The organism is Actinomadura geliboluensis (genome assembly GCF_043197915.1).
Lineage (GTDB): Bacteria > Actinomycetota > Actinomycetes > Streptosporangiales > Streptosporangiaceae > Spirillospora > Spirillospora geliboluensis.
Genome location: NZ_JBICUA010000008.1, coordinates 108,260 through 132,191, shown reverse-complemented (window position 1 = coordinate 132,191; position 23,932 = coordinate 108,260). Strand labels below are relative to the sequence as shown.

The following is a 23,932-nucleotide window of genomic DNA, read 5'->3' as shown; positions in this document are numbered from 1 at the left end:
TTTTACGCTGGGTGTATGGCCGTCGAAGGACAAGTCCTCGGTAGAGCCCTCAGGCAGGCCCAGTACCGGCACCACAGGGCCCTTGACGGCAGGCTCGCCGGCGTCGGCACCACGCTGGCGCAGTGGGACGCGCTCCGGGCGATCAGCCGCTCCCCGGGCGCGTCCGCCCGGGCGCTCGCCGCCGAGACGTTCCAGAGCGAGCAGGCGTTCGGGACGCTCGCCGGGCGCCTCACCGCGCAGGGGCTCATCGACCGGCGCCCGGGCGCGGGCCGGAGCATCGAGCACCACCTCACCCCCGCCGGCGAGAAGACCCTGGCGGCCGGGCACACCGTCGCCGACGAGGCCCTCGCCGAACTCTTCGCCCCGCTGGCGGAGGACCAGCGGGCCGCCCTCCTCGACCTGCTCCTGCGCATCGGCCGGACGGACTGACCCGCGCGCCGCGGCGGACCTCCCGGATAGTCTGCTCTCTCCGCTTTCGCCGGGGAGGTAGTGGATGCCGGAAAGTCGTCCGTTGCGCAGCAACGATCCGCGCGAGGTGGGCGGATTCCGGCTGACGGCCCGGATCGGCGAGGGCGCCCAGGGCACCGTCTACCTGGGCGAGTCGGACGAGACCGGGCAGCGCGTCGCCGTGAAGCTGCTGCACGCCGACTTCGGCCGGGACCCGCGGGCCCGCACCGCGTTCGAGCGGGAGCTCGCCGCGGCCCGCCGCGTCGCCCCGTTCTGCACCGCCCGCGTCCTCGCCGCCACCGCCGACGACGACCTCCCGCACATCATCACCGAGTACGTCGACGGCCCGTCGCTGAAGGACCTGATCGCCGAGCGCGGCACCGCGTTGCCCGACGAGCAGGTCCGGCTGGCGATCGGCACCGCGACCGCGCTGGCCGCGATCCACGAGGCGGGCGTCGTCCACCGCGACTTCAAGCCGGCCAACGTGCTGCTCGGCCCGGACGGCCCGAAGGTCATCGACTTCGGCATCGCCCGGCCGCTCGACGCCACGTCCGCCACCATGACCGGCGCCGTCGGCACGCCCGCCTACATGGCGCCCGAGCAGGTGTCGGGCTCGTCCGGCGGCGCGCCCGTGGACATGTTCGCGTGGGCCTGCACGATGGCGTTCGCCGCCAACGGGGCGCCGCCGTTCGGCGGCGGCTCCGTCCCGGCGATCATGCAGCGCATCCTGTACGGGGAGCCGGACCTCGGCGCGCTCACCGACCGGCTCCGCGATCTCGCGGCGTCCTGCCTGGCCAAGGACCCGGCGGACCGGCTCACCGCCACGCAGGTGCTCCAGCGGCTCCTCGGCATCGGGCCGGACGCCAACCTCCTCGCCGAGGGCACCTCCGCCGCCACCCGTCCCGCCGGTACCGCGCCCGCCGCCGCGCCGATCGCACCCCCGCCTCCGGCCGGCCCGTGGACGCCGCCGGCCGCCGCCCCCGCGCCGCCCAACGCCGGGCCTCCGTTCGGCGGGGGCACCGCTCCCGGCGCCGGCCCGGTCGGGCTGCCGCCGGGCTTCCCCGCCGCCGCCGCGAGCACACGCCCGGCGAAGGGACGGAGCAAGCGTCCGCTGCTCGTCGCCGGTGCGGCGGCGGCCGGTGTGCTGCTGGTGGTGGGCGGGCTCACCACCGCGATCCTGCTGAACGGCGGCGACGAGTCCGGCAAGAAGAAGACGGACGATCCGAACAGCGGCAAGCCGGTCGCGCAGACGACGCACGCCGGAGCCAAATGCACCTACCCGCCCTCGTCCAGCAATCAGGTGAAGTTCGTCGGGACGCCGCCGGTCAGCCCGCCCCAACTGCCCACCAAGGCCACCATCAAGACCAACGTCGGCGTCCTGGAACTGAAACTGGACCCGGCGGCGCCGTGCACGGTGAACTCGCTCGCATTCCTCGTCAAGAAGAACTTCTATAACGGCACGTCATGCCACCGCCTGACCACGAACCCGAGCCTGAAGGTCCTCCAATGCGGTGACCCGACCGGAACCGGAGCCGGAGGCGCGTCCTACGTGTTCGCCAACGAGAACACGTCCGCGCCCTACAACAGGGGCACCGTGGCCATGGCCAACGCAGGCCCCGGCACTAACAGCAGCCAGTTCTTCATCCTCTACGGGGACGCACCGGCCATCGACCACTCCTATTCGGTCTTCGGGCAGGTCACCTCCGGTCTGAACGTCATCGACCGGGTCGCCGGGAAGGGCACGGAGAGCGGCGACGACGGCCAGCCCAAGCAGAAGGTCACGATCACCGAGTTCACCACCTCGGCGGCATAGCGCCCGATTGCCATCCCTTCCCGTATTCGCCACTTCTGCGTCTCCTGACCTACACCCCGCCGCACCGGTCCGCTTTAATGGCGGTCGACTCGCCCCGGCGAGCGGAAACCTGAACATCGGAGCACGGGGAGCCGCGGTGGAGGACCTGCGACCTGGAGACCCTCGCGCGGTCGGCCGATATGCGCTCTCGGCCCGGCTGGGCGCGGGCGGAATGGGGCAGGTATTCCTCGGCTCGTCGCCGGGCGGGCGCCCGGTGGCGGTCAAACTCGTCCATCCGGGGCTGGCCTCCGACGCCGAGTTCCGGCGGCGTTTCAAACGCGAGGTCGAAGCGGCGCGCCAGGTCGGCGGCTTCCACACCGCCCCGGTCGTGGACGCGGATCTCGACGCCCCCGTCCCGTGGCTGGTCACGGCCTACGTCCCCGGTCCGTCGCTCGCCGCCGCCGTCGCCGAGCACGGGCCGTTCCCGCTGGAGTCGGCCCTCGTGCTGGGCGCCGGGTTAGCGGAGGCCCTGGAGGCCATCCACCTGGCCGGCGTCGTGCACCGCGACCTCAAGCCCTCGAACGTCCTGCTCGCGGCCGACGGCCCGCGCGTCATCGACTTCGGCATCGCCCGCGCCGTGGACGCGTCCGGTGTCACCGCGCACGCCGGGACGCCCGGATTCATGGCGCCCGAACTGCTGTCCGAGGGGACGGTCACGCCCGCCTGCGACGTCTTCGTCCTCGGCGCCGTCCTCGCGCACGTCATGGGGGTGCGGCCCTTCGGCGAAGGGCCGTCGGAGGCCCTGGTCTACCGGGTCGTCCACAAGGAACCCAACCTGGACGCCCTGCCCGCTCCCCTCCGGGACATCGTCGCGAGCTGCCTCGCCAAGGACCCGGCGGCACGTCCGAAGCCGCCGGAACTGCTGGACGCACTGCGCCCGGCCGGAGGCAGCGGGGCGTGGCTTCCGCAGCCCGTCCAGGAAATGCTGACCCGCTATCCCGCCCCCGGCACCGATCCCGCTTTCGGGACCGGCCCCCGGGTTGGAGCCGGGCAAGGAGCCGGAACCGGTCAAGGAGCCGCGAGCGAGGCCAGCGGGTGGACGCTCGTCGCCCCCGAAACCCATGCCACCACGCGGCTTCCGCCCGTGCTGTTCAAAGGCAACAGACTTCCCGTCGCGCTGGCGCTCGTCGGGCATTCGCTCCGCTTTCTGCTCGGCCTCGTCCTCGGCCTCTTCACCTTGAAGGGCGTGGTCAGCATGGCGGACTCAGGGGGCGAGCCCTTGCTCGTGCTGATCCTCGCGGTGCTCTTCGTGATGGCCATCGCGCTCGTCCGCGTCCCCGTGGCCTGGCTCGTCCCGCTCATCAGGGAACTGCTGAGCCCGTGCGACCTGGAAATCAGCCACAACGGCATCCAGGTCCGGTTCGGCGGCCGGCTCGTCCGCTACCCGTGGCAGGGGATCGGCCGCGTGGTGGTCCGCCGCGCGGACTCACCCGCCGGATGGTCGCTCTGCGTCTCCCCTGCCGCCGGCACCGGTCATCCACCGACGAGAGGGCCGCGCACCCCGCTGTGCTACCTGGAGAGGAAGACGGGCTGGATCGTCGTCATGCCCGTCCACCGGATCAAGGGTTCCCGGCAGGAGCTCGAAGGCGTCCTCATGCGCTACAGCGGCCCGCGCTGGGGCGGAAACGGCTGACTCCGGGCGAGCTGGAATGATCGCCCCATGGATTCGCTGAACGAGGTGCGGGCCCGGATCGACGGCATCGACGGCGAGCTCGTCCGCCTGCTGGCGGAGCGGCAGGGCCTGGTGCGCGCCGCCGCCGCCTTCAAGACCGACGAGCAGGCGGTCCGCGCCCCGGACCGGGTGGAGCGGGTCGTCGCGCTGGCGCGGCGGCGGGCGGCGGACGCGGGCCTCGCGCCCGAGGTCGCGGAGGCCGTCTGGCGGGCGATGATCGCCGCGTTCATCGAGCTGGAGCTGGCGGAGCACGCCGCTCAGCGCCCGAGCTGACCCGAGAGCCGCCCCGCGGCCGGCACCGTCCGGCGGCGGTAGTAGTGGACGGTCAGCACCGCCAGCAGCGGCCCCCAGGCGAGGAACGGCGCGTAGGCGGCCGTCATGACGGCCCCGGCGAAGCCGTGCGGGCTGTCGCTGTCGGCCATCGCGTCCGTCCAGCCGGAAGCGCCCACCAGGCCCAGGGCCGTTACGGCCGCCGCCCCCAGAGACGCCGCGCCGACGGCGAACGGCACGGGCACGCGGCGCCCGCCGACGAGCGGGAACCAGCGCGGGAACACCTCGCCCCACGGCCGGACCAGCCCGAACGCGAGCAGCGCGAAGAGCTCGCAGACGACGCTCAGCGCGAAGACGTACGGGGTGCCGATCGGATGCGGGAAGTCGGCCATCTCGCCGCCCTCCGCGAACCCCATCGGCACGCCGAGGCCGAGGGCGATCCGCCACAGGCCGGACGGCAGGACGGTCAGCGGGACGAGGTGGGCGACGCGGTCGGCCCACACGGGCACCGGACGGGTGGTGGTGGTGGTCATGGACTTCATGCTCATCGGCGCGGCCCCTCCGCCACGTCACCCGCGAGAGCCGTGACCATCCCCCGCCGGAGGGAAACGGGCCGTCCGGGCCTACGCGTTCGCGCGCTCGGCGCCGAGGACGCCCAGCGGGTCGGCCAGCAGCGCGGCGAAGCCCAGCTCGGCGGCGCCCGCCAGCGTCGCGTCGTAGCCGAGGGCGGCGGTGCGGAGCGCGACCCGCTCCCGCGACACCGGCAGGCCGCTCGTCCGGACGCGGGCCCGGACCTGCGGCGCCGCGCCCCGGTAGATCTCGCTCAGCATGCCGCCGAAGACGACGACGCCGGGATTGAACAGGTTGATCAGGTTGACGACGCCGATGCCGAGCCAGCCGCCGACCCGGTCCAGGGCGTCCCGGGCCGCCGGGTCGCCCCGCTCGGCCGCCGCGACGACCGCCCGCACGCCGTCCCGGCCGACCGGCCCGCCGGCGCGTCCGGCGGCCTCCAGCAGCGCCGGTTCGCCGACCTCCGCCTCCAGGCAGCCGCGCGAACCGCAGTTGCAGGGCCGCCCGTCGTACGGGTTCACGATCATGTGGCCGAGTTCGGCGGCGTAGCCCTCGTCGCCGTCCAGCAGCCGGCCGCCGACGATGATGCCGCCGCCCACCCCGACGTCCCCGTGCAGGTAGACGAGGTTGCGGCTGCCGACGCCCGCGCCGCGCACGTACTCGGCCAGCGCGCCCAGGTGGGCCTCGTTGCCGACCGCCACCGGCAGCCCGAGCCCCAGCCGCCGGCCGAGCTCCGGGCCGACGTCGAGGTCCGTCCAGCCCATGGTGGGCGCCAGCCGCACCTTGCCGTCGACGGCCCTGATCATGCCGCAGTACGACACCCCGACGCCGACGCACTCCGCTCCGTCGGGCGCGGCGGCCACGAGCGCGCCGCCGAACCCGGCGAGGGCGCCGACCACCTCGTCGAGGTCGTCCTCGCCGCGGCGGCGCGGCGCCTCCCGGCGCTCCAGCACCGTCCCGCCGAGGCCGACCCTGGCGGCGACGAGCCGGTCCACGGCGACGTCGAAGGCCAGCACGTACGCCCGCGCGCTCTCCGCGCGGACGACCAGCGACGGCCGGCCCGCGCGGCCCGTCGCGGCGGCCGGCTCCTCCCGCACCAGCCCGGTGGCGGCCAGCTTCGCGATCAGTGTGAGGATCGTGCTCCGGTTGACGCCCATCCGCTCGGCCAGTTCGGTGCGCGACACCGCCCCGTCCCGGTGCACCTCCCGCAGCACGGCGCCGGCGTTGCGCCGCCGCGTCGGCTGCGGCACCCGCCGCGCGGGGCCGGTGACACCCGACAGGAGAGAGGAGGACATGCCGTCCAAGCTACCCAAGGAGCGGCCCCCGGCCCCATCGCGGACGGATTAGAACAGGGTTGCCCGAGCGTTGGAAAGAAGAGCGGGCATCGCTCCCTGACCAGGAAGGACATTGACCGATGGCCCTGAAGCGACCGTCCTTCCTGCCGTCGCTGGACGACCTCGAACGGCAGGCCGAGGCGCGTTCGGAGCACCGCGGCCGCCCCGGCTCCCAGTTCGACCACCCGACGGCGAAGAACGTCTTCGTCGCGGTCCTGATCATCACCGTGGTCGCCCACCTCGTCGGCGGCATCGTCTTCCTGCTCCTCGGCCACTGACGCGCCGCGAAAACGGGATGCGGCCGGGCGCGCCGACCCGGCATCGTGAGGGAATGCTGGTCGACCACTTCCCCGTGCTGGGGCTCCGGCTGAGAACACCGCGCCTCGAACTGCGGCTGCCGTCCCCGGAAGAACTCGGCGCGCTGGCGGACGTCGCGGCCGAGGGCGTCCACGCGCCGGACACGATGCCGTTCATGGTCCCGTGGACGGACCGGCCGCCCGCCGAGATCGCCCGGGGCGTCGTCCAGCACCACTGGGAGACGCTCGGACGCTGGACGCCCGAGAACTGGCAGCTCAACCTCAGCGTCTTCCACGCCGGCGAGATCGTCGGCCAGCAGGACCTCAGGGCCCGCGACCTCGCCGTCCTGCGCCAGGTGCACAGCGGCTCGTGGCTCGGCATGCGCCACCACGGGCGGGGGATCGGCACCGAGATGAGAGCCGCCGTCCTGCACCTGGCCTTCGCCGGGCTGGGCGCCGACGAGGCCCTGTCCAGCGCCTTCGCCGACAGCCACGCGTCCCGCGCGGTGTCGCGCAAGCTCGGCTACACCGACAACGGCATCGGACGCCAGGTCATCCGCGGCGCGGCGACCACCGAGCACCACGTGCGCCTCACCCGCGCGGCCTGGGAGAAGCACGCCGCCGTTCCCGTCACCGTCGAGGGCCTCGCCCCGTGCCTCCCCATGTTCGGAGTCTCCGACCGATGAACCCGCCGATCGACCGCACCTTCGAGGAACTGCTGGACGAGGCCGAATCGGCGCCCGTCGAAGGCTGGGACTTCTCCTGGTTCGACGGCCGCGCCACCGAGCAGCGCCCCTCCTGGGGCTACCAGCGGCTCATGAGCGACCGCCTGGCCCGCGCCACCGCGGCGCTCGACATCGAGACGGGCGGCGGGGAGGTCCTGGCCGGTGCCGGGACCTTCCCGCCGACCATGGCCGCCACCGAGTCCTGGCCGCCGAACCTCGCCAAGGCCACCCGCCTCCTGCACCCCCGGGGCGTGGTCGTGGTCGCCGACACCGGCGTCCTGCCGTTCGCCGACGAGGCGTTCGACCTCGTCGTGAGCCGCCATCCCGCCACGGTCCGATGGGCGGAGATCGCCCGCGTCCTCGCCCCCGGCGGGACGTACTTCGCGCAGCACGTGGGCCCCGCGAGCGTCTTCGAGCTCACGGAGTACTTCCTCGGCCCGCAGCCGGAGGCGCGCGGCGCCCGCCATCCCGACGTCGAGAGCGCCGACGCCCGCGCCGCCGGGCTCGACATCGCCGACCTGCGCCACGAGCGCCTCCGCATGGAGTTCTCCGACATCGGCGCGGTCGTCCACTTCCTGCGCAAGGTCATCTGGATCGTCCCCGGCTTCACCGTCGCCGAGCACCGCGACCGCCTCCGCGCCCTGCACGACCGGATCCGCCGCGAGGGGCCCTTCATCGCCCACTCGTCCCGCGTCCTCATCGAGGCCCGCAAGCCCGGCTGACCCGCCCGGCGGTCTGTCGGAGGGCCGTGCGATTCTCTAATCCCGCTGGTCACGCCGAGCATGGGGGCCGCTGATGATGCACTTCCAGGACGCCGCCGCATGGGAGGCGTGGCTGGCCGCGCACCACGACTCCGAGGACGGCGTCTGGCTGAAGATCGCGAAGAAGGGCGCGCCCGTCGACTCGCTCAGGATCGGCGACGCGCTGGACGTCGCGCTGTGCCACGGCTGGATCGACAGCCGGCGCAAGGGCCTCGACGAGCACTTCTACCTGCAGCGCTACTCGCGGCGCCGCAAGGGCAGCCCGTGGTCGCGGGTCAACGTGGAGCGGGCGGAGGCCCTGATCGCGGCCGGGCGGATGCGCCCGGCGGGCCATGCGGAGATCGACGCCGCCCGCGCGGACGGCCGCTGGACGGCGGCCTACGTCCGGCAGCGCGACGCCGCCGTCCCGCCCGACCTGGCCGCCGCGCTCGCCGCCCGTCCGGAGGCCGCCGCCCGCTTCGAGAAGCTGGGCAAGACCGACCGCTACCTGCTCATCCTCCCGCTCCTCAAGGCCCGCACCCCGGCCGGCCGCACGGCCCGCCTGAACAAGGCGATCGAGTCCCTGCTGGCCGGCTGAAACCTGCCGGCCGGCTGAAAGGGTCAGGCCGACAGGCGGTACGTCGTGCCGCTGCTGCTCTGCACCCAGGCGTCGGGCAGCGCGGCGGCCAGGGCGTGCTGGGCGCGCCAGCCCGTGCAGTGCCCCGGGACGAGGAGGCTCGGCGCGAGGTCGGTCAGCGCGGCGACGGTCGGCGGGATGACCGGTTCGAAGGCCGGGCCGCCGAGATGCAGGCCGCCGACGAGCGCGTGCAGCCGGTCCACGCCGGTGAGCCGGCGCGCGTGCCGGACGATGTTGACCGCGCCCGCGTGCCCGCAGCCCGTCAGCACGACCAGGCCCCGGTCGCGGACGTGCACGACGAGCGCCTGGTCGTCGGCCACCAGCGGGTCGTGCACCCAGCCGGAGCCGGTCCACGCCTGGTGCGGCGGCGGCATGCCGCGCTCGAACTCGGTGGTGCGGTCGACCTCGCCGGTGATCAGCACGCTGCCGTCCAGCAGCAGCGACGGCTCGCGCCGCTCGATGACCTCGAAGCCCTCCCCGGCCAGGGCGCGGGGGCTCAGCGTCGGCAGTTCCTCCGGCTCGCGGCCGGGCACCGCGAGGCGCCGCCGCGTCCAGGCGAGGGGGTGCACCACCATCGGCAGCGACCGGACGCCGCGCCTGTCCGCCAGCCCGGCGAGCCCGCCCGCGTGGTCGAAGTGGCCGTGGCTGAGCACGACCGCCTGGATGCCGCCGAGGTCGAGGCCGAGCCGGTCGGCGTTGGTGACCATCGCGTCCGGGGACAGGCCGGTGTCGAACAGCAGGGTGGTGGAGCGGTCGCCCCGGCGCACCGTGACCAGCGCGGAGAAGCCGTGCTCGGCGACCATCCCGGCGAAGGTCCGGCCCTCCTCGAACTGCGGCGCCGTCACCGCGCCCTTGCCGGCGCCGGCGCGCCGGGTGCGCTCGCCGTCGGTCAGCAGGGCGTCGTAGACGTTGTCCACCAGGGTGACGATCTCGACCTCGTCGACCGGCTCCAGCGCGATCGGATCGACCGCCGCGCCCGTCGCCGGACGCGGCATGGACGCCGGCGCCTCCGCTTGCCCGCCGCCTGTCTCGCACATGATCGCAAGCCTAACCGCGGCGCTCCGCCGCGCTCTCCGCGGCCGCGAAGCGCCGCCGGTAGGCGGACGGGCTGAGGCCGGTGCGGCGGCGCAGCTGGGCGCGCAGGTTGGCGGGGGTGCCGAGGCCAGTGGCGCGCGCCACCGCGTCCAGCCGGGCCTCGCCGCGCTCGATGATCCGGCAGGCCAGCTCGACGCGCTCGGCGGTGAGCCAGGCGAGCGGGGTGGTGCCGAGTTCGGCCTGGAAGCGGCGGTGCAGCGTGGCCGGGCTGACGGCCGCGCGGGCCGCCAGGGCGGGCACGGTCAGCGGCTCGTCCAGCCGCTCCCGCGCCCAGTCGAGCAGGGCCGCGAGCGAGCCGTCCGGGATGTCCGGCATCGGGCGCTCGATGAACTGCCGCTGGCCGCCGTCGCGGTGCACGGCGAACACCAGCCGGCGGCTCACCGCGTTCGCGATCTCCGCGCCGTGGTCGCGGCGGACGAGGTGCAGCCCGAGGTCGAGTGCGGCGGCGCTCCCGGCGGAGGTCAGGACGTCGCCGTCGTCGACGAACAGCACGTCCGGTTCGAGGCGGACGCGGGGGAAGCGCGCCCGGAACGTCTCCGCCCAGCGCCAGTGCATGGTCGCGCGGCGCCCGTCGAGGACGCCCGCCGCCGCCAGCGTGAACGCGCCGGTGCACAGGCCGACCAGCCGGGCTCCCCGCGCGGCGGCGGCCCGGACGGCGGCCAGGACCTCGGGCGCGGGGTCCTCGTCCGGGTCCGGACGGTTCGGCACGATCACCGTGTCCGCGCGTTCGGCGGCGGACAGGTCCGCGATGCCCGACATGGTGAACAGCCCCGCGTGCATGACGGCCTCGCCGCCCGCGGCGCACAGCGCGAAGTCGTACCAGGGGCGGTCCAGCTCGGGGCGGCGCAGGCCGAACAGCTCGGTGGCCACGCCCATCTCGAACGGGTTGGAGCCGGTGTCGACGATCATCACCACGCGGTGCGAGGATCCTTGCGGCATACGCGATTTCTAGCACTCACGGCGGGGTGCGGCGTCCCGGCAGGGTGGTGGGGTGAACAGCGAACCCATCGAACTCGCGGCGGCGCTGGCCTCCTTCAGCGACCTGTGGAGCCCGCGCATCGTCGCCAGTGTGAACGACTACGACGTCCGTGTCGCCAAGGTCGAGGGCGACCACGTCTGGCACGCCCATGACGACACCGACGAGTTCTTCCTCGTCCTCGACGGCGAACTCGCCATCGCCCTGCGCGACGCGCCCGGCGGCGGCGAACGGACGGTCACCCTTCCCAAGGGAGCGGTGTTCGTCGTCCCGCGAGGCGTGGAGCACAAGCCGTCCGCGCCCGGCGGCGCCGCGATCCTGCTGTTCGAGCCGACCGGCACCCTGAGCGTGGGCGACCGCCATGAGGCCGTGCCCTCTTCGGTGGACGCCACCACGGGCCACCCGCTGAATTGATCCGGGGCTAGAGCCTCACCGTGGCCGCGATGCCGAAGTGGTCGGAGAGGGGGGCGGCGGTGCCGTCGGGGAGGCGGATCTCGTCGGTGAACACCAGCCGGGGCTCCGCCTCCAGACCCGGCCTGTAGAGGAACTGGTCGATCGCCCCGATATCGGCGTACTCGGGGCGGAAGGTGGGCTCCGCGCGGCCGGCGAGGGCGTCCCGAAGGCCGGCGGCGGCCGCGAAATCCGCGAAATAGCGCGAGTCGCGGGGCACGTTGAAGTCGCCCATGGCGATCAGCGGTTCCGCCGGGTCGATCCTTTTGATCGCGCTAGCGAGCTGCCCCAGTTCGGACTGCTCCACCTTGGTATAGGCATTCGACGGGGACCAGTCCATGTCCATGTTCGCGGAAAGGTGCGTGTTCACCACCGTCAGGCAGCCGCCCGGCAGCCGTATGCGGGTGAACAGCGCGCCTTTGTTCAGCAGCCATTCCGGCCGGACGGGGCGGGCGAGCGCGTACGGCTGGAAGTGGGTTCTGGCGATCGGCCACCGGGAGAGCGTGACCAGGCCGCCGCGGACGATCGGAAATCCCCCGGCCCGCGCCGTGAACGGGAAGGACGCCGTCGCCCGGCGGAACCGTGCGAGGACCGGCGGCGATACCACTTCCTGCAGGCAGACGATGTCGTAGTCCGATTCGTCGACGAGCCGGGCCAGCGCGTCCATGCGGGCCCGGACGCGGCCCCGGAACAGCGTGTTGAAGGTGAGAACGCGGATTCGCCGCGCGTCGTCCCGCATCGCCATGCCGCCACCCTACGTCGCCGGCCCCCCGGCCGCCCGCGCTCCGGCCGTGGGGCGCTTTGTTCGGGGAAATGCACCTTTTGCGTTATTTGTCGTTAGCCGGATGCCGCGCTGGACTATCCCATTCGCGTTGAAGCCCGGCACCCGGTGGTCCATGATGGAGGCTGCCGAACATCTGCCACCCGACCCCGCGACATCGAAAGTGCCCCTTGATGCACAGCGATCCCCTCCATGGCGAACAATCCTGCTCGATGCCGCGTTGTGGTCGCCCGTCGTGCTTCCATGTGCGGCTGGAGGCAGCCGCCCGGACGGAGACCGGACGCGATTCCTGCGGCGCCCATCTCGCCGAAGTCGTGCAGGAATTGGCGCTGCGCGCCCGCGAGCGGCGCAAACGGCCGGCGCGCGTCGTCGTGTACGCCACGGGAGAGCGCCGGCGGACGAAAGAGCCCGGTCCATTCGACCGGCTCGCGCTCGGCACCATCCCGGTGTGAGCACCCGGCCGCCGCCGGCCGTTGCCGATCGTCCCCCGGCTTCCGATACTGGGCGGGCAATGCCGAACGCCGCCGGACGGAAAGAGGTCGGCATGGGATTCCAGCTTGGCTTGTTCTCCCCCAACACCGAATCGGGACTGGCGATCACGAAGGCCCCGGAAAGGTGGCACGCGACCTGGGAGAACAATCTCCGGCTCGCCCGGATCGCGGACGAGAGCGGCATCGACTTCCTGCTGCCCGTCGCCCGGTGGACCGACTGGGGCCCCGACACCGACTTCCACCGCAGCGCCCTCGACCCGCTCGTCTGGGCGTCCGGGCTCCTCGCCAGCACCAAGCGGCTGCGGGTGTTCAGCACCGTCCACACCGCGTTCCACCACCCCGTCGTCGCCGCCAAGCAGCTCGCGACCGCCGACCACCTCAGCCAGGGCCGGGTCGGGCTGAACATCGTCGCGGGCTGGCACGCGCCCGAGTACGAGATGTTCGGCCTCACGCTGCCCGACGACCACGACACCCGGTACTCGCTCGCGCAGGAGTGGTGGGACGTCGTCAAGCGCATCTGGTCGACCGACGAGCCGTTCGACCACGACGGGCGGTTCTTCAAGCTCCAGCACGTCGTGGGGCGCCCCAAGCCGTTCAACGGGCACAGCCTGCCGGTCATCAACGCGGGGTCGTCCAGGCAGGGGCGCTCGTTCGCCGCGCGCAACGCCGACCGGGCCTTCACCGTCGTCGCCGGTCCCGAGGACGGCGCGGAGATCGTGAAGGCCATCCGCGCGGAGGCCGCGTCCCACGGCCGGACGGTCGGCGTCTTCACGCTCGGGCACGTCGTGTGCCGGCCGACCAGGAGCGAGGCGGAGGACTTCCTGCGCTACTACGCCGACGAGCAGGCCGACTGGCCCGCCGTCGACGAGGTGATGCGGCTGCAGGGGCTGCACGCCCAGTCGTTCACGCCGGAGATGCTCCAGATCTACCGGGACCGGTTCGCCGCCGGCCACGGCAGCTGCCCGCTGGTCGGCGACCCCGACGACGTGGCGGACGGCATCGCGGAGTTCGCGCGTGCGGGCTTTGACGGTATCGCTCTGTCGTTCCTCAATTACGCTGATGAACTGGGCCACTTCGCCGCCGAGGTCATGCCTCGGCTGCGGGCCCGGGGTGTCCTGTCCATCGACCGTCCCGAACCGGCTCCGTCCGCCCGACCATGACTCCCACCCGACCATGATTTTCATCCGGCCATGACTCTCACCGATGCCTCGCCGCCGCTGTCGGCGTACCAGCGGGTCGTCAGCGCGGACATCGACGTCCTGCACGACTCGGTCGAACCCTTCGCCGTGGGCCACGACCTCCAGGCCCGCGACCCCGGCGCCCCTCTCGACGGTGCCGTCAACGCCCTCGCCCTGGGCGCGGTCAACCTGGTCTGGGTGCGGTACGGGGGCGGCGGGGTCATCGTCGACACGCCTCCGACGGAGGGGCACTTCGCCATGTGCGCACCCATGGCGCCCATGGGCGTCGAGTACCGGTCCACGCACAACAACGACGTCGCGGGCGGCAGCCTGGTGCTGTCGCACGACGAGGCGATGCGGATGACGCCGCATCCGACGCTGGGCTGCCTGGTCATCGCCACGAGCACCGGGCGGCTCGCCGACCACCTCGCCTGCCACCTCGGGCGCGACTACACCGCGCCGCTGCGCTTCCACCGGGCCGACAGGCCCGCGATCGCGCCCGCCTCGATCGTGGAGCGCACCTGGCGGCACGTGTGCGACGTCCTCGATCACGCGACGAGCCGGGGCGGGCTGCACCCGCTGGCGGCGCGCACGCTGGAGGAGTCGCTGCTCACCGCCCTCCTGCTCGGCCTGCCGCACACGGCCACCGAATGCCTCGCCGAGCCGCCCGCGCGGTCACCGCACCATCTCGCCGGCACCATCCGCGAGTGGGTGGAGCATCACCACCACCGCCCCATCGGCGTCACCGACATCGCGGCGGCGGTGGGCATCAGCGTCCGCCAGCTCCAGGCGATCTGCCAGGACGAGTGGGGCCTCACCCCCACCCAGCTGTTGCGCGGGGTCAGGCTCGACCACGCGCGCGCGGCGCTCAGCGTGGCGCAGCGCGGCCCCGGCACCGTCACGGACGTCGCCAAGGCCGCCGGGTACCTCCACATGAGCCGGTTCGCCGCCCACTACAGGCAGCGCTTCGGCGAGACCCCGACGCACACCCTCAAGCGCATCGGCTGAGCCGCCCGCAGGGCGTTCAGGGGCGTTTCAGGACGCCGGACGTCAGGACTCCGGACTGGCCGAGAGCCCCGTGCAGCCGCGCAGGCCGTTCCACCGCTTCAGCTCCGCCTTCGCCGCGGCGCCCTTCATCGGGATGGGGACGCCGCCGCTGATGAGGGCCGGGCTCCACTTGTCCTTGGTGACCTTGCCGTCCTGCACCTTCAGGAACAGCACACCGGACTTCGCCGTCTGGCCGTTGGCGGAGTAGAAGACGAAGTTGCCCATGCCGTAGTGGACGTACGCGTTGTCCATGTAGCCGCCGCCCAGCGGAATGTGCGCGTGGCCCCCCACGATGATGTCGGCACCGGCCTCGACGAGCTGCTGGGCGAGTTCCTTCTGGCGCGGCAGCGGGCACGGCTGGAGTTCGGCGCCCCAATGCAGGTGGACGATGACGACGTCCGACCCCTTGCGAGCCTCCTTCACCGCCTGCACCATCCGGGGGACGTTCTTGGCCGAGGCAAGACCGCCCTTGGTGTCGGTGGCCGTCCACGCCTGGATCAGGTTGTCGTCCAGCACCTGCGTGGCGCCGACGACGGCGAGCTTGTTGCCCTTCACCGTGACGCGGTACGGCTTGAAGGCGTCGTCCTCGTCCTTGCCGATGCCGACGACCGGGAACCCTGTCCGCTTGATGGCGGCCAGGGAGTCGCGCAGGCCGCCGTCCATGAAGTCCATGCCGTGGTTGTTGGCCATGGAGACGACGTCGACCCCGGCGGCCTTCAGCGCCTTGAACGCGGTCGCCGGGGCCCGGAAGGCGTACTGCTTGCCGGGCGCGGGCGTACCGCCGGTCGTGATGGCCGTCTCCAGGTTCAGCATGGTGAAGTCTGCGGCGCGGAGCTGCCGGGCCACCGGGCCGAGCGCCGTGGACGGGTTGCCGAGCCGGGCGCGGAGCTGCCCCTCGAAGTGGGTGTCGCCGCCGAACGCGATGACGATCGGCTCCTTCGCGGGCGCCGGGGGCTTCGTGGCCCCGCCGCCCCCCGCGGCGCCGGACGTCGCGGACGGCGGCCCCGCCCCCTCCGCCTCGGAGTCGCCCGAGCCGCCGCACGCCGCCGCCGTCATGGCCATCCCGACCAGGACCGCCGCCACGGCCGCCTTCCCCCGCCTGCTCATCGCTTCGCCTCCGTCCGGCCCAGTGGACCTGCTGGGTCGGCCAAGCATGCCACGAGCGGGCGACCAGGCCCACTAAAGGCAAACCGATCATTATCTTGAACCGGTCGTGTCTATGACGTTAGATTGAGCCGACCGCGACGCGGTCCCGCAGCCCACCTCCAGAGGGACGGCACGGCCTCGAGCCGCCTCTCACCCCCTGAAGCGGCCGGGTGGCCTCCCCCGCCCGGCCGCTTCGCCACGTCTGCCCCGAACGTCAGTCGCGCTCTTCGGGTGCCCCCTTGGCCTCGTCCAGAGCGCCGTTGAAGGCCCGGCTGACCGCCTGCAGCGCGGACGTCACCTCGCTGGGGATGACCCAGAAGGTGCTGCCCTGGCCCTCGGCCAGCTTCGGGAGGGTCTGGAGGTACTGGTAGGCGAGGAGCTTCGGGTCCGGGTCGGCCTTGTGGATCGTGTTGAAGACCTGCTCGATCGCCGCCGACTGGCCCTCGGCCTCCAGGATCGCGGCCTGCCGGGCGCCCTCCGCCTTCAGGATCGTCGACTGCCGCTCGCCCTCCGCGGTGAGGATCGCGGACGCGCGGGCGCCCTCGGCGGTGAGGATCGCGGCGCGCTTCTCCCGCTCGGCGCGCATCTGCTTCTCCATCGCGTCCTTGATGGACGGCGGCGGCTCGATCGCCTTGATCTCCACGCGGGTCACCCGGATGCCCCACTTGCCGGACGCGTCGTCCAGCACGCCGCGCAGCGCCGTGTTGATCCGGTCGCGGGACGTCAGCGTGGCCTCCAGGTCGAGGGTGCCGATGACGTTGCGGAGGGTCGTCGCGGTGAGCTGCTCGATCGCCTTGATGTAGTTCACGATCTCGTAGTCGGCGGCGCGCGGGTCGGTGACCTGGAAGAACAGCACCGTGTCGATGTGGACGACGACGTTGTCCTCGGTGATGACGGGCTGCGCCTTGAACGAGACCACCTGCTCGCGCAGGTCGAGGAGCGGCTTCACCCGGTCGACGAACGGGACGACGAAGCTGATGCCGGGTTCGAGGGTGCGGTGGTAGCGGCCGAGGCGCTCGACGTTGCGGGCGCGGGCCTGCGGGATGATCCAGACCGCCCGCATCACGGCGGTGGCCAGGACGAACACCCCGGCGAGCACGACGACGAGCAGGGCGATGGCGACATCGGTCATGGTGGCTCCTCGGCCGAGACCGGATACAGCAGGGCCGTGGCCCCTTCGATGGCGAGGACGTCGGCGGTCGCGCCGGCCGGGATGACGAGGTCGGGGTCGTAGGGGCGGGCCGTCCACTCCTCGCCGCCGATGCGGGCGCGGCCGCCGTGCCGGTTCACCTCGGTGAGCGTGTACGCCTCGCGGCCGACCAGCGCGGCGGTGCCGGAGCGCAGCGGCGGCGGCTGCCTGATGTGCCGGGTCGCGAAGGGCCGGACGAACGCGAGGCCCGCGACCGCCCCCACGCCGAACACGGCGGCCTGCGCGGCGAGCGGCAGGCCCAGCGCCCCGGTCAGCCCGGCGGCGAGCGCGGCGACGGCGAGGATGCCGAGGGCCAGCGTGAGGCTGAGCAGCTCGGCGATTCCGAGCAGCGCGGCGACCAGCAACCAGGCGACCCACGGCTCCATAGCAGCTCCCTAGCGGCTGCCGAAAGTCCTCGTATTAAAAGTAACTCTCAAAACCGCGCTTCGGCCATGCCTCGGGGGGCGGCCATGGCGCGGTATGGACGCACCGGTCATCATGGGACAACGGTCCCGTTTGACAAGGAGTGTCTCGATGGGCGACCGCACGGCGTTCCGCACCTGTCCCCTTTGCGAAGCCCTGTGCGGGCTGGAACTGACCCTCGACGACTCGGGAGCGGTAACCCGCGTACGCGGCGACGTTAAGGACCCGTTCAGCAAAGGCTTCATCTGCCCCAAGGGCGCGACCCTCGGCAGCCTGGACGGTGACCCAGACCGCCTGGCGGAACCCCTCGTCAACGGCGAAGCGGCCGGATGGGACGAGGCGTTCGAAGCCGTCCGGCAAGGTCTGGCCGGCGTCATCGAGCGGCACGGGCGCGACGCCGTCGCCGTCTACATCGGCAACCCGACCGCGCACTCGATCGCCGGGCCGCTGTACGTCTCCGCCATCGTGAAGGCGCTCGGCACCAGGAACCTGTTCACCGCCAGTACCGCCGACCAGATGCCGAAGCACGTCGCGTGCGGGCACATGTTCGGCGACCCCCTGGCGATCCCCGTCCCGGACCTCGACCGCACCGACCACCTGCTCATGCTGGGCGCGAACCCGCTGGAGTCGAACGGGAGCCTGGCCTCGGCCCCCGACTTCCCCGGACGGCTCAAGGCGATCCAGGCGCGCGGGGGCAAGGTCACCGTCGTGGACCCGCGCCGCACGCGGACGGCCGCGCTCGCCGACGAGCACCTGTTCATCCGCCCGGGGACGGACGCGTTCTTCCTCATGGCGCTCGTCCACACCCTGTTCGCCGAGGACCTCGTCGCGTCCCCCGAGCACCTGGCCGGACGCGTCAACGGCCTGGACGACCTGCGCGCCCTCGCCGTCGACTTCGCGCCCGAACGCGTCACGCCCGTCACCGGCATCCCGGCGGACGTGATCCGGCGGACCGCCCGCGAGCTGGCCGGAGCCGGCCGCGCCGCCGTCTACGGCCGCATCGGAACCTGCACGCAGGCGTACGGGACGCTCAACAGCTGGCTCGTGGACGCCCTGAACGTCCTCACGGGGAACCTCGACCGGGAGGGCGGCGCGATGTTCCCGCGGCCCGCCCACATGCCCGTGTACCGGCGCAAGAAGCCGTTCACGACCGGGCGGTGGCGCAGCCGCGTCCGCGGCCTGCCCGAGGTCAACGGGGAGCTGCCGGTCGCCACGCTCGCGGACGAGCTGGAGACCCCCGGCGAGGGCCAGGTCAGGGCGCTCGTCACGATCGGCGGGAACCCGGCGCTGTCGTCCCCGAACGCCGCCCGGCTGGACCGCGCGCTCGCCGGGCTGGAGTTCATGGTCAGCGTCGACCCCTACCTGAACGAGACGACCCGGCACGCGCACGTGGTCCTGCCGCCGCCGCGCCCGGCGCAGACGCCGCACTACGACATCGCGCTGACGGGGCTCGCCGTCCGCGACTACGCCCGCTACTCGCCGCCCGTCGTCCCGCTGCCGGACGGGCGCCCCAGCGAGGCCATGCTCCTCGCGCGGCTCGCGATGGCCGCGACCGGCGCGGACGGCGACCCCGCCGCCCTTGACGAGATGATCATCGCGTCGACGCTGGCGAAGGCCACCGCGCTCGCGGGCTCCCCGGTGCACGGCCGCGAGCCGGACGAGCTGCGCAAGATGCTCGACAGCGGCACGTCCACCGAGCAGCGGCTCGACATGATGCTGCGCCTCGGCCCCTACGGCGACGGGTTCGGCGCCGACCCGTCCGGCCTCACCCTCACGCGCCTGCGCACCGAGCACCCGCACGGCCTCGACCTTGGCGCCCTCAAGCCGCGCCTGGACGAGGTGCTCTGCACGACGTCCGGACGGGTCGAACTGTGCCCGTCCACGTTCGCCGCAGATGTCGACCGGCTGCACGCTGCCCTGAGTGCCCCGCAGAACGACGGCACCGTACTGATCGGCCGCCGCCATCTGCGCTCCAACAACAGTTGGCTGCACAACGTCCCCGAACTGGTGCGCGGCTCCAACACCTGCACTCTCCAGCTCAACCCCGCTGATGCCGAACGTATAGGCGTCGCTGCGGGTGACACCGTCCGCGTCACGTCCCGCACGGGCACCGTGGAGGCCGTTGCAGAACCCACCGACACCGTCATGCCAGGCGTCGTCAGCCTCCCGCACGGATGGGGTCACGACCGCCCTGGGACGCGTACCGCCGTCGCGCGCGAGCACGCCGGCGTCAACGTCAACGCCGTCACCGACGAGCAGGAGATCGACCCCCTGTCGGGCAACGCGGTGTTCAACGGCGTCCCCGTCACGCTGGAGGCGGTATCGCCCGCGCCGGTGTCCTGACCCCGTTGTTTAGCCCCTCCCGGCCGCAGGTAGGTATGACTGGCCGCAGGAGAACGCGGAAGACTAATGTCGCATCAGGCGTCTCATAGCCGCGGAGGAGGGACATGCACCGACGGGTGAACATATTCCGGCGCGGGTCCCGGCCGCAGGCGTCCCCGGGGATCGCGGACGCCACCGAGGCACTGGAGCAGGCGAGCGGATTGGACCGTACCATCCGCGTGCTGTCCACGGCGGTGCGGCGGACGCTGCGACCCGGCCCGGCCAAGGACGCCCTGCACGGCGTCCCGCTCGGCCAGCCCGCCCATCCGCCGCTCACCGACGTGCCCGTCGGCCTGTGGGTCTCCGCCGCCGTCCTCGACCTCATGCCGGGGACGCGCCGCGCCGCGCAGGCCCTCGTCGCCGCCGGCCTCGCCGGAGCCGTGCCGACCGTGCTCACCGGCATCGCCGACTGGGGCTCGCTGCACCGCGAGCAGCAGCGCGTCGGGCTCGTCCACGCCGCCGGGATGGCCACGACGAGCCTGCTGTACTCGGCGTCGCTCATCGCCCGCCACCAGGGCCGCGACGGCGCCGGCCGGGCGCTCGGCTTCGCCGGGCTGTCCACGCTCGTCGCGGGCGCCTACCTCGGCGGGCACCTGGCGTTCCGGCAGGCCGCCGGCGCCAGCCACGCCGACCAGGTCGCCCACCTCGTCCCGCTCGGCTGGCACGACCTGTGCGCCGCCGAGGAGCTCCCGGACGGCTGGCCCGTCACCCGCAGGCTCGGCTACATCCGGCTGTTCGTGCTGCGGACCGGCGACGACGTCCACGTCCTCGCCGACCGCTGCAGCCACCTCGCCGGGCCGCTCCACCAGGGCCGCATCGTCACCGACGACGAGGCCGACATCTGCGTCGTCTGCCCCTGGCACGGCAGCACGTTCCGCGTCGCGGACGGCTCGGTCGTGCACGGCCCCGCCACGGCCCGCCAGCCCGCCTTCGAGACCCGCGTCACCGAAGAGGGCATGCTCCAGGTGCGGCCCGTCTGACGCACGGCCCGCCTAAGCGGGCTCGGCGGGCTCGGTGCCGACGGGATGCTCCACCAGGGCCAGCACCCGGCTGGACATGAAGCGCGCCGTCCGGACGGGGGTGCCCGTCCGGGTGACCTCGGTGACCTCCACGACGCCGCGCCTGGTCGCGATCTCCACGCGGCGGCCGGCGCGGCTGGCCGCGACCTCGTACGTCCGCGTTCCGTCGCCCCCGGCGTCGACCACGATCTCGACCCTGTCGCCCTTCATCCGCGCGAACCTCCGGTAGTCGAACGTATATTCGAGATATACCCGAAATGCCGGCCCGCGAATCCCGGCACGGCCCCCGAAAACGCTGGTCAGGCCAGCAGCAGGTTCACGATCGCGGCCACGCCGACGGCGACGATCACGCCGCGCAGCACCAGCGGCGGGATGCGCCGGCCGACCCGCGCGCCGATCATGCCGCCGCAGGTCGAGCCCGCCGCGATCATCAGCACCGCGAGCCAGCTGACCTTCGTGTCGGCGAACAGCCACATGAGCGTGAACAGCAGCGCGGCGGTGCCGTTCACGACCGCCGACAGGACGTTCTTGCCCGCGTTGATGCGCTGCAGGTCGTCGTCCAGCATGATGCCGAGCAGGGCGATGAGGATGATGCCCTGCGCGGCGCCGAAGTAGCCGCCGTACATGCCCGCGAACAGCACGCCCGCCCACAGCACCGGGCCGCCGTGCGGATTGTGCTCGCCCTCGCGGCGCCGCATCATCCACCGCTGGAGCCGCGGCTGCACGACGACCAGGACCAGCGCGATGATGATCAGCGCGATGACGATGACGTTGAACGCCTCGGCGGGCAGGCCGAGCAGCAGCAGGCCGCCGATCACCGCGCCGAGGAAGGACGCGCTGGCCAGCCGCACCAGCCGGCTCCGCTGGCCCTTCAGCTCCTCGCGGTACCCGTAGGCGCCGGTCACGCCGCCGGGGACGAGCCCGATGTTGTTGGAGATGTTCGCCACGACGGGCGGGTAGCCGAGCGCCAGCATCGTGGGGAAGGTGATGAGGGAGCCGGACCCGACGACCGTGTTGATGCTTCCGGCGGCCACCCCGGCCGCGAAAATGGCGGCCGCGTCCAGCAGGTTCACGTGCGTCCCATCTCAGCGCTGCGAGTTCACGGCGGTGCGCACATCGTAGGGACACCGGTGCCGGACACCGTCGATCGGGGGTGGTTCGGACGGGTTCCGCCCGATATCAGCGGAGCGAGCGGGCGTACCAGCGGCCGTTCTGGCGGTCGACCGTCAACGGCAGCCCGAAGGTGTCCGAGAGGTGCTCGGGGGTGAACACCTCGTCCACCTTGCCCTGCGCGACGATCTGGCCGCCGCGCAGCAGCAGCGCGTGCGTGAAGCCCTCCGGAACTTCCTCCACGTGGTGCGTGACCATCGCCATCGTGGGGGCGGCCGGGTCGCCGGCCAGCGCGGCGAGGCGGGCGACGAGGTCCTCCCGGCCGCCGAGGTCGAGGCCCGCGGCGGGCTCGTCCAGCAGCAGCAGCTCGGGGTCGGGCATGAGGGCGCGGGCGATCTGCACGCGCTTGCGCTCGCCCTCCGACAGCGTGCTGAACGTCCGCCGGACCAGGTCGGCGCAGCCGAGCGCCTCCAGCAGCGCGACGGCGCGGCCGACGTCCGTCGTGTCGTACTCCTCCCGCCACCGGCCGATGATCGCGTACGAGGCGGTCAGCACCAGGTCGATGACCGTCTCACCGGCCGGGACCTTCTCCGCGACGGACGAGCTGGCGATGCCGATGCGGGGCCGCAGCTCGAACACGTCGGTGCGGCCGAGCTCCTCCTCCAGGATCTCGACACCGCCCTCGGTGGGGTGCAGCATCGCGGCGGCGACCTGGAGCAAAGTCGTCTTGCCGGCCCCGTTCGGCCCCAGGATCACCCACCGGTCGCCCTCGTCCACCGTCCAGTTGACATCGCGCAGCAGGGACGCCCCGCCGCGCCTGACCCCGACTCCGCGGAGCTGAAGCACCTCGCCGGCCATCGCGCGCCTTCGTCTCCCATCCGGTAGCCCGTGATCTCTCTCTCAGGAAAGAACCTATGCGATCCCGGGTGGCGGTGGGCGGCCGGATCCCCGGCGGAAACGGCGGCCCCACGGTGCTCCTCCGGCGCGATAGGTCCCTTACGTCCGGTGGAACCGGCGATCCGAGCGCTTATCGTGGATCGCATGCCCATTGCGAACTGTCTGGGAATGAGCCCGAACGCATGAGCGGGGCCGTCGCCACCGCGCTGGTCGCCTGGGGCAACGCCTGGCTGACGGGGCACGTCGGGCTGGACGAGTCGGTCGACGCGGTCGAGAAGAACGCCGGCCCGCAGATCCTCGGCGGCGAGCCCGCCGAGGTGACGCTGCGCCGCGGCCTCGGCGATCTGCGCGTCGGCGGGCTGTCGGCGCTGCGGCTAGCGCTGCCCGAGCCCGGCGACCCGCTGGGGCTGACCGGCCCGCCCGCGTTCAACACCGCGGCGATCGAGGCGGGCGCCGCCGTAGTCGCCGTCCTGGACGGCCGGGCGATGGGCCTGGTCCCCACCGAGGACCGGCGCGGCTCGTCCTACGTCGGCGTCCGCTGGACGCCCCACGAGGCGTCGGCGGCCCTGCCGGACGTCCCGTCCCTGGCCGAGGCCGACCGGAGCCTCACGCTAGCGATGCGGGACGCCACGGAGGCGCTGCTGACGGTGGACGACTTCGCCGGCGTCCCGCCGGAGATCGCGGACGCGCTGGTCGACCTGCGCGACCCCGACCGCGGCGACCACCCCCTGGCCCCCGGCTACCCGCAGCGCGCACACCGCGTAGCCGCACTGGCCGGCCGGCTCTCCCTAGTCGTAGACCTGGCCCGCCAGATGGACGACCGCGGCCTCAGCGCCGACCAGATGAGCCGCAGAGGCGAGGCCCTGCGCCTCCTGGACAGCGCCGTCCGCCGCGCCCTAGTAGCGGCCTGCAACAGCGCATTCGACCCGGTCCCCAGAACAGACCGCTAGCAAAAGGGACCGCCCAACCACCACAAGCCAGGAACACAAAAAGCCCCCACAAGGGGGCCGTAGGCCGAACCCCACGAGGGGGTGTAGGGGGAACCCCACAAAAGGGGGTGTGGGGGGAACCCCCACCGGGGGGCGTGGGGGGCTGGCCCCCCACCGGGGGGGGGGGGGGGGGGGGGGGGGGGGGGGGGGGGGGGGGGGCCGGGGCGGCCCCCCCCGGGGGGGGGGGGGGGGGGGGGCCGCCCCCCGCGGGCGCGG

Annotated in this window: 26 protein-coding genes; 15 read left to right on the top strand and 11 right to left on the bottom strand. The window is 73.2% G+C overall.

The annotated features are described in order from the left end of the window. Positions 1-15 precede the first annotated feature (15 nt). The 4 genes from ACGFI1_RS25460 to ACGFI1_RS25445 all read left to right on the top strand — a co-directional run bounded on the left by ACGFI1_RS25460 (position 16) and on the right by ACGFI1_RS25445 (position 4,244). Positions 16-429: a MarR family winged helix-turn-helix transcriptional regulator gene (locus ACGFI1_RS25460; protein WP_392788501.1), complete on the top strand. Its 414-nt coding sequence runs from the start codon at positions 16-18 to the stop codon at positions 427-429. 82 nt (positions 430-511) lie between these two features. After that, entirely contained in the window at positions 512-2,260 is a 1,749-nt protein-coding gene (locus ACGFI1_RS25455) for a protein kinase domain-containing protein (RefSeq protein WP_392788498.1), read from the top strand. A gap of 136 nt (positions 2,261-2,396) precedes the next feature. Next, complete coding sequence (locus ACGFI1_RS25450) at positions 2,397-3,932, top strand: serine/threonine-protein kinase (protein ID WP_392788496.1); 1,536 nt, start codon at positions 2,397-2,399, stop codon at positions 3,930-3,932. Positions 3,933-3,959: 27 nt separating this feature from the next. Then, positions 3,960-4,244, top strand: a complete 285-nt coding sequence (locus ACGFI1_RS25445; protein WP_392788493.1) for a chorismate mutase — start codon at positions 3,960-3,962, stop codon at positions 4,242-4,244. On the opposite strand, the gene ACGFI1_RS25440 is transcribed toward ACGFI1_RS25445, so the two are convergent. Then, the gene (locus tag ACGFI1_RS25440) at positions 4,229-4,774 is read right to left on the bottom strand and encodes a hypothetical protein (RefSeq protein ID WP_392788490.1); all 546 of its coding nucleotides are present in this window, start codon (positions 4,772-4,774) and stop codon (positions 4,229-4,231) included. The genes ACGFI1_RS25445 and ACGFI1_RS25440 overlap by 16 nt on opposite strands. A gap of 90 nt (positions 4,775-4,864) precedes the next feature. Next, positions 4,865-6,106 (bottom strand): ROK family transcriptional regulator, encoded by a 1,242-nt coding sequence (locus tag ACGFI1_RS25435; protein WP_138634768.1) that lies wholly within the window; start codon positions 6,104-6,106, stop codon positions 4,865-4,867. A gap of 119 nt (positions 6,107-6,225) precedes the next feature. On the opposite strand from ACGFI1_RS25435, the gene ACGFI1_RS25430 reads away from it, so the two are divergent. From ACGFI1_RS25430 to ACGFI1_RS25415, 4 genes are all read left to right on the top strand, one after another. Further along, complete coding sequence (locus ACGFI1_RS25430; protein WP_138634765.1) at positions 6,226-6,423, top strand: hypothetical protein; 198 nt, start codon at positions 6,226-6,228, stop codon at positions 6,421-6,423. Between the two features lie 53 nt (positions 6,424-6,476). After that, positions 6,477-7,127: a GNAT family N-acetyltransferase gene (locus ACGFI1_RS25425; protein ID WP_392788487.1), complete on the top strand. Its 651-nt coding sequence runs from the start codon at positions 6,477-6,479 to the stop codon at positions 7,125-7,127. Continuing rightward, positions 7,124-7,888 carry a class I SAM-dependent methyltransferase gene (locus ACGFI1_RS25420; RefSeq protein WP_387069453.1) on the top strand — a complete coding sequence of 255 codons (765 nt, stop codon included), beginning with the start codon at positions 7,124-7,126 and terminating at the stop codon, positions 7,886-7,888. Before ACGFI1_RS25425 ends, ACGFI1_RS25420 begins: the two co-directional genes overlap by 4 nt. Positions 7,889-7,961: 73 nt before the next feature. Further along, positions 7,962-8,504, top strand: a complete 543-nt coding sequence (locus tag ACGFI1_RS25415; protein WP_392788485.1) for a YdeI/OmpD-associated family protein — start codon at positions 7,962-7,964, stop codon at positions 8,502-8,504. Positions 8,505-8,527: 23 nt separating this feature from the next. Here ACGFI1_RS25415 and ACGFI1_RS25410 read toward each other — a convergent pair whose 3' ends face one another. Together ACGFI1_RS25410 and ACGFI1_RS25405 are read right to left on the bottom strand one after the other, a co-directional pair. After that, a complete protein-coding gene (locus tag ACGFI1_RS25410) occupies positions 8,528-9,580 on the bottom strand; it encodes an MBL fold metallo-hydrolase (RefSeq protein ID WP_392788483.1) in 1,053 nt (350 codons plus the stop codon). A gap of 10 nt (positions 9,581-9,590) precedes the next feature. Beyond that, the gene (locus ACGFI1_RS25405) at positions 9,591-10,577 is read right to left on the bottom strand and encodes a helix-turn-helix domain-containing protein (RefSeq protein ID WP_392788480.1); all 987 of its coding nucleotides are present in this window, start codon (positions 10,575-10,577) and stop codon (positions 9,591-9,593) included. A gap of 52 nt (positions 10,578-10,629) precedes the next feature. On the opposite strand from ACGFI1_RS25405, the gene ACGFI1_RS25400 reads away from it, so the two are divergent. Beyond that, positions 10,630-11,028 (top strand): cupin domain-containing protein, encoded by a 399-nt coding sequence (locus ACGFI1_RS25400; RefSeq protein ID WP_392788478.1) that lies wholly within the window; start codon positions 10,630-10,632, stop codon positions 11,026-11,028. Positions 11,029-11,035: 7 nt separating this feature from the next. Here ACGFI1_RS25400 and ACGFI1_RS25395 read toward each other — a convergent pair whose 3' ends face one another. After that, positions 11,036-11,809, bottom strand: coding sequence for an endonuclease/exonuclease/phosphatase family protein (locus tag ACGFI1_RS25395; RefSeq protein WP_392788475.1), 774 nt, complete (start codon positions 11,807-11,809; stop codon positions 11,036-11,038). A gap of 209 nt (positions 11,810-12,018) precedes the next feature. Between ACGFI1_RS25395 and ACGFI1_RS25390 the strand changes: the two genes are divergently transcribed. The 3 genes from ACGFI1_RS25390 to ACGFI1_RS25380 all read left to right on the top strand — a co-directional run bounded on the left by ACGFI1_RS25390 (position 12,019) and on the right by ACGFI1_RS25380 (position 14,522). Then, positions 12,019-12,297, top strand: coding sequence for a hypothetical protein (locus ACGFI1_RS25390; protein ID WP_392744034.1), 279 nt, complete (start codon positions 12,019-12,021; stop codon positions 12,295-12,297). A 92-nt stretch (positions 12,298-12,389) separates the two neighbouring features. After that, positions 12,390-13,496 (top strand): LLM class flavin-dependent oxidoreductase, encoded by a 1,107-nt coding sequence (locus tag ACGFI1_RS25385; RefSeq protein WP_138634741.1) that lies wholly within the window; start codon positions 12,390-12,392, stop codon positions 13,494-13,496. A gap of 30 nt (positions 13,497-13,526) precedes the next feature. Further along, positions 13,527-14,522 (top strand): AraC family transcriptional regulator, encoded by a 996-nt coding sequence (locus ACGFI1_RS25380; RefSeq protein WP_392788473.1) that lies wholly within the window; start codon positions 13,527-13,529, stop codon positions 14,520-14,522. Positions 14,523-14,564: 42 nt separating this feature from the next. Here the strand turns inward: ACGFI1_RS25380 and ACGFI1_RS25375 are convergent, their stop codons facing one another. The 3 genes from ACGFI1_RS25375 to ACGFI1_RS25365 form a co-directional block, all read right to left on the bottom strand. After that, complete coding sequence (locus tag ACGFI1_RS25375) at positions 14,565-15,668, bottom strand: CapA family protein (protein WP_392788470.1); 1,104 nt, start codon at positions 15,666-15,668, stop codon at positions 14,565-14,567. Between the two features lie 253 nt (positions 15,669-15,921). Next, positions 15,922-16,839 carry an SPFH domain-containing protein gene (locus ACGFI1_RS25370; RefSeq protein WP_364547097.1) on the bottom strand — a complete coding sequence of 306 codons (918 nt, stop codon included), beginning with the start codon at positions 16,837-16,839 and terminating at the stop codon, positions 15,922-15,924. Next, positions 16,836-17,282, bottom strand: a complete 447-nt coding sequence (locus ACGFI1_RS25365; RefSeq protein ID WP_138634729.1) for an NfeD family protein — start codon at positions 17,280-17,282, stop codon at positions 16,836-16,838. Before ACGFI1_RS25365 ends, ACGFI1_RS25370 begins: the two co-directional genes overlap by 4 nt. Before the next feature lie 148 nt (positions 17,283-17,430). Between ACGFI1_RS25365 and ACGFI1_RS25360 the strand changes: the two genes are divergently transcribed. Together ACGFI1_RS25360 and ACGFI1_RS25355 are read left to right on the top strand one after the other, a co-directional pair. Then, positions 17,431-19,662 carry a molybdopterin oxidoreductase family protein gene (locus ACGFI1_RS25360; RefSeq protein ID WP_392788466.1) on the top strand — a complete coding sequence of 744 codons (2,232 nt, stop codon included), beginning with the start codon at positions 17,431-17,433 and terminating at the stop codon, positions 19,660-19,662. A 104-nt stretch (positions 19,663-19,766) separates the two neighbouring features. After that, positions 19,767-20,681: a Rieske 2Fe-2S domain-containing protein gene (locus ACGFI1_RS25355; protein ID WP_138634723.1), complete on the top strand. Its 915-nt coding sequence runs from the start codon at positions 19,767-19,769 to the stop codon at positions 20,679-20,681. Positions 20,682-20,693: 12 nt separating this feature from the next. Here ACGFI1_RS25355 and ACGFI1_RS25350 read toward each other — a convergent pair whose 3' ends face one another. The 3 genes from ACGFI1_RS25350 to ACGFI1_RS25340 all read right to left on the bottom strand — a co-directional run bounded on the left by ACGFI1_RS25350 (position 20,694) and on the right by ACGFI1_RS25340 (position 22,688). Beyond that, positions 20,694-20,930 (bottom strand): hypothetical protein, encoded by a 237-nt coding sequence (locus tag ACGFI1_RS25350; protein WP_138634720.1) that lies wholly within the window; start codon positions 20,928-20,930, stop codon positions 20,694-20,696. An 89-nt stretch (positions 20,931-21,019) separates the two neighbouring features. Further along, positions 21,020-21,793 (bottom strand): sulfite exporter TauE/SafE family protein, encoded by a 774-nt coding sequence (locus ACGFI1_RS25345; RefSeq protein WP_301175326.1) that lies wholly within the window; start codon positions 21,791-21,793, stop codon positions 21,020-21,022. Between the two features lie 106 nt (positions 21,794-21,899). Next, positions 21,900-22,688 (bottom strand): ABC transporter ATP-binding protein, encoded by a 789-nt coding sequence (locus tag ACGFI1_RS25340; RefSeq protein ID WP_138634714.1) that lies wholly within the window; start codon positions 22,686-22,688, stop codon positions 21,900-21,902. A gap of 221 nt (positions 22,689-22,909) precedes the next feature. Here ACGFI1_RS25340 and ACGFI1_RS25335 point away from each other — a divergent pair, with 221 nt between their 5' ends. After that, positions 22,910-23,677 (top strand): hypothetical protein, encoded by a 768-nt coding sequence (locus ACGFI1_RS25335; protein ID WP_392788463.1) that lies wholly within the window; start codon positions 22,910-22,912, stop codon positions 23,675-23,677. Positions 23,678-23,932: the final 255 nt, after the last annotated feature.